The following is a 4641-nucleotide window of genomic DNA, read 5'->3' on the forward strand; positions in this document are numbered from 1 at the left end:
GATAGTATGCTGTTAATGCAAAAAATGTCACGAACATTCCTTTATAACGAATGAGTTTCATTCGCTCATCTTTTTCTTTAAATTGCGGGTGTAAGTAACTTAAGCAGAAACTCATAATCATCATTGCAAGTAACGGATAAGTTACTGCCGGCGGTGCAGAATGCGTCATTACACCTGTTAGTACCATAAATCCGCTCATAAACAGAAAAATAATTCCCATAATTACAAAGTACTTTTGTGAATAATTCATCTCTATGCCTCCTCTTCTTTTCCCTCATAAATAAATACATGTTCTATCGTTGTCTGAAATGCTTTTGCAATTTCAAATGCTAACGGAAGTGATGGATCATATTTCCCTTTTTCAATTGAAATGATGGTTTGTCTGGAAACCCCAAGTTTCTCAGCCAATTTTTCTTGAGATAGTCCAAATTTTTTTCGATATTCGACCATTTTATTTTCCAAGGAAATTTCTCCCTCCTTCCTTATACCGAGTATATATGTAAAGGAAACTTTACGTCAAGGTTCCTTTACATTCATTGTAATTATTTTTCACTCTATTTATATAGAAGAAATTTTTTCAAATTCAGCACGTCTATTTTGAAATGAAACATGGAACAATGTATATAGCCGTTACTATATCTCCTCCCCGCTTTTGTGAAAATTTAATATCTCCATATTTGTTTTATCCTTTTAAAATATTTCATTCTTCTCCTTATTGGGTGATGTGCGCTATTGTTTTTACGTTGTTTTTCGCCATATTTATAGAAACTAACGGTTTATGAAGCATTTTTTATGTATAGCCACTTTTTTTGTAGAAATCCTTCATTTTCCTTTCAATATTTAACACTATCGATATAAAGTTTATGGTAAATTCATAATTTTTTATTTTTTATACTATATTCCGTTGTATTGTTGTATAATATCAATGAAAGCGCTTATTATTTCAATATACATAATTCGAACTAAATTTTATCGAAACATTCTGATAGTTATACTTATATTTAAATGCAACAATTATAGTTATTAATGTAGGCATACCAAATATATCCACCCCATTTTTCTGTAAAATTACTTTATAACATGAAAGATTAACTTGGGTGATAAGTAATTGTGAATGTTTTTTTACAAAACAGATAAGTAATAGTGTTTGGTATTATGTAAATTATTGTAATAACATAAGAGTAAAGATAACATTTACATTAATTATTAGTTCATCAATTATTGAAAAAGAGCAAAATGCACCTTTTGTATAGGAAAAGGATTATATGCATTGGGAGGTTTAAACAAATGACGAGGAAGAATACAACGACAAACCCTTGGGCCAAGTTCCATGGTCCGAACCTYGGTTATGTTATTGAACAGTATGATCTTTACGTAACTGGAGCAGGTTCTGTTGATCCGGAATTACAAGAGCTTTTTGAAATTTTTGGAGCTCCTTCGTTTCAAGATGATGTCGTAACAGGGGACAACACAGCAACACATTTTTCTCCTCAAAACACAGGTAACATTGAAAAAATTCTTAAAGTCGTTCAACTTGTTGAACAGATTCGTTCTTTCGGGCATACATTGGCTCACATTAATCCGATGGAAGATGCTGCAAACGGACAATCTCTTATCGAAAAAGCAATGAACGAACTGAGCGATGCTGATTTGAAAGCGATTCCAGCAAAAACAGTATGGCAAGATGCACCAGAGGGTATTCACACTGCACTTGATGTAATTCATAGATTAAAAGACGTTTATACAAAATCTTTAGCTTATGAATTCTCACATATACAAGATAGTGAAGAACGCGCGTGGTTGCATCAAATGGTGGAATCAAATTCATTGCGTCAACCATTATCAAATAAAAAACGAACTGCTCTTTTAAAACGTTTAACTGCTGTTGAAGGTTTCGAGCAATTCTTGCATAAAACATTCGTTGGTCAAAAACGTTTCTCAATAGAGGGCGTTGATATGCTTGTACCTGTACTAGATGAAATTGTTTCAGAAGGTGCTAAAGGCGGCGTTGAAGATGTCATGATTGGTATGGCTCACCGTGGTCGTCTAAGCGTACTCGCTCACGTATTAGAAAAGCCATATGGTCACATGTTTGCTGAGTTCAAACATGCAAAAATAGAAGGTGTAAAGACAAATGCTGGCTGGACTGGCGACGTGAAATACCATTTAGGTAGAGAACAAGTCGTTGGTAATGAAGAAGTTAGCACCCGTGTTACATTAGCAAATAACCCGAGTCATCTTGAGTTCGTTAACCCTGTTGTTGAAGGTTTCGCACGTGCAGCTCAAGAGAATCGTAAAAAATCTGGTCTTCCAGAACAAGATACTACAAAGTCATTCGTAATTTTAGTTCATGGTGATGCTGCATTCCCTGGTCAAGGTGTTGTGTCTGAAACATTGAACTTAAGTAGATTGAATGCATACCAAACTGGCGGAACTATTCATGTTATCGCAAATAATGCAGTCGGCTTTACGACTGATAGCTATGATTCTCGTTCTACTAAATATTCAAGTGACCTTGCAAAAGGTTTCGATATTCCGATTGTTCACGTGAACGCTGATGATCCGGAAGCTTGTCTTGCTGCTGCAAACCTTGCGATCCAATATCGTACGCTGTTCAAAAAGGACTTCTTAATCGATTTAATCGGTTACCGCCGATATGGTCATAACGAAATGGATGATCCAGCAGTTACGCAACCACAAGTGTACAAAAAAATTAAAAATCACCCAACTGTAAGAGCAATTTATGCAGATCAATTACAATCTGCYGGTGTTCTGAATGCAGATGAGGTTGAAACAATTACTCAGTTTATGCAAGAGGAATTAAAGGCTGAATACGCACAAGTGCCACCAGCTGATACGAGTGCTGCAACAATTCACGTTAAAGTTCCAGAGGTTGTTGCAAAAGGAATTCAACCGATTGACACTGGTGTTTCAATTGACTCACTTCGTGCAATTAATGAAGGACTATTATCTTGGCCTGAAGGCTTTAACGTATATCCAAAAGTGAAGAAAATTCTTGAGCGCCGTAAAGATGCTCTTGAAGAAAACGGTAAAATTGAATGGGCACTTGCTGAATCGTTAGCATTCGCTTCTATTTTACAAGAAGGTACGCCAATTCGTTTAACTGGTCAAGATTCACAGCGTGGTACATTTGCGCATCGTCATATCGTATTACACGATACTGATACAAACGAAACATATTCACCATTACATCGCTTACCGAACATTAACGCATCATTCTCTGTTCATAACAGTCCGTTATCAGAAGCTGCTGTTGTTGGTTACGAATATGGTTACAACGTATTTGCTCCAGAAACTCTTGTGATGTGGGAAGCGCAATATGGTGACTTCTCAAATACTGCGCAAGCATTATTTGATCAATATGTTTCAGCAGGAAGAGCGAAATGGGGTCAAAAATCAGGTCTAGTTCTTCTATTACCACACGGTTATGAAGGTCAAGGACCGGAGCATTCTAGTGCACGTCCAGAACGTTTCTTACAATTAGCTGCGGAGAACAACTGGACAGTTGCAAACTTAAYGAGCGCGGCACAATACTTCCATATCTTGCGCCGTCAAGCATCTATCTTAGGAACAGAGGCTGTTCGACCATTAGTAATTATGACGCCGAAAAGCTTATTACGTCACCCACTTACACTTTCTACAGGTAGTGAGTTAAGTGAAGGACGTTTCCAACCTGCTTTAGAACAAGGAAACCTTGGTGCGAAACCAAACAAAGTAAAACGCCTTGTTTTAAGTACAGGTAAAATGGCAATTGACTTAGCAGCAGAAATCGAGAGTGGTAAGCATGAGTACAGCCTAGATGAAGTTCATATGGTTCGTATCGAGCAGTTGTACCCATTCCCTGCTGACAAAGTTCAATCTATTATTAAACGCTTTAAAAACTTAGAAGAAATCATTTGGGTTCAAGAAGAACCTCGTAATATGGGCGCATGGCATTACATGGCTCCAATTCTGTTCGAACTAGCTGGGGATAAAGTGAAAACAGGTTACATTGGACGCCCGGATCGTTCTAGCCCATCTGGTGGCGATCCATTCGCTCACAAAGCTGAGCAAGAATTAATCGTTGCACACGCTTTAGATGTGAAGTACAACTTCCGCCAAGATAAACAAGAAATTGAAGTTTTCAGCAACTGAAAGTAACAATGAGTTTTTCAGGCTCAGCTGTGGCAGATAGTCTGCCACAGCCGGGCTAACAAATGGAGATTACCGAAGATTAAAGAAGACAAAACACACCGTTAGGCAAATAAGGGGAGGACATTTAAAATGATCGAAATTAAAGTACCTGAGCTTGCAGAATCTATTTCAGAAGGAACTATTTCACAATGGCTTATCAACGTAGGCGACAAAGTTGAGAAAGGTGGCAGCGTTGTTGAGCTTGAGACTGACAAAGTCAATGTAGAAATCATTGCAGAAGATTCAGGTATTGTATCGAAGTTACTAGGCGAACCTGGAGATACAGTTGAAGTTGGCGCTACTATCGCAATTTTAGACGCAAACGGCGCAGCAGTTGCAGTAAGTACACCTGCTCCAGCTAATGAGCAACCAAAACAAGAAACTACTGAAGCACCAAAAGCAGCAGCTCCAAGTGCTGAACAAAATAAAGCATTGCAAGGTTTACCA

4 protein-coding genes are annotated in these 4641 nt (G+C 37.7%); 2 read left to right on the top strand and 2 right to left on the bottom strand.

Translation table 11 applies throughout. The features are described from left to right. On the bottom strand, nt 1-250 hold a 250-nt coding region (locus AC1DTM_RS18560; protein ID WP_477000626.1), incomplete at its 3' end, for a permease. Between the two features lie 2 nt (nt 251-252). Then, on the bottom strand, nt 253-462 hold the full coding sequence (locus AC1DTM_RS18565; protein WP_088098824.1) for a helix-turn-helix transcriptional regulator: 210 nt from the start codon (nt 460-462) through the stop codon (nt 253-255). Between the two features lie 825 nt (nt 463-1287). Between AC1DTM_RS18565 and odhA the strand changes: the two genes are divergently transcribed. Continuing rightward, nucleotides 1288-4155, top strand: coding sequence for a 2-oxoglutarate dehydrogenase E1 component (odhA, locus tag AC1DTM_RS18570; RefSeq protein ID WP_477000627.1), 2868 nt, complete (start codon nt 1288-1290; stop codon nt 4153-4155). Between the two features lie 129 nt (nt 4156-4284). Continuing rightward, on the top strand, nt 4285-4641 hold a 357-nt coding region (locus tag AC1DTM_RS18575), incomplete at its 3' end, for a biotin/lipoyl-containing protein (protein WP_477000628.1).

It is taken from the genome of Bacillus sp. P4_D3, assembly GCF_056401855.1.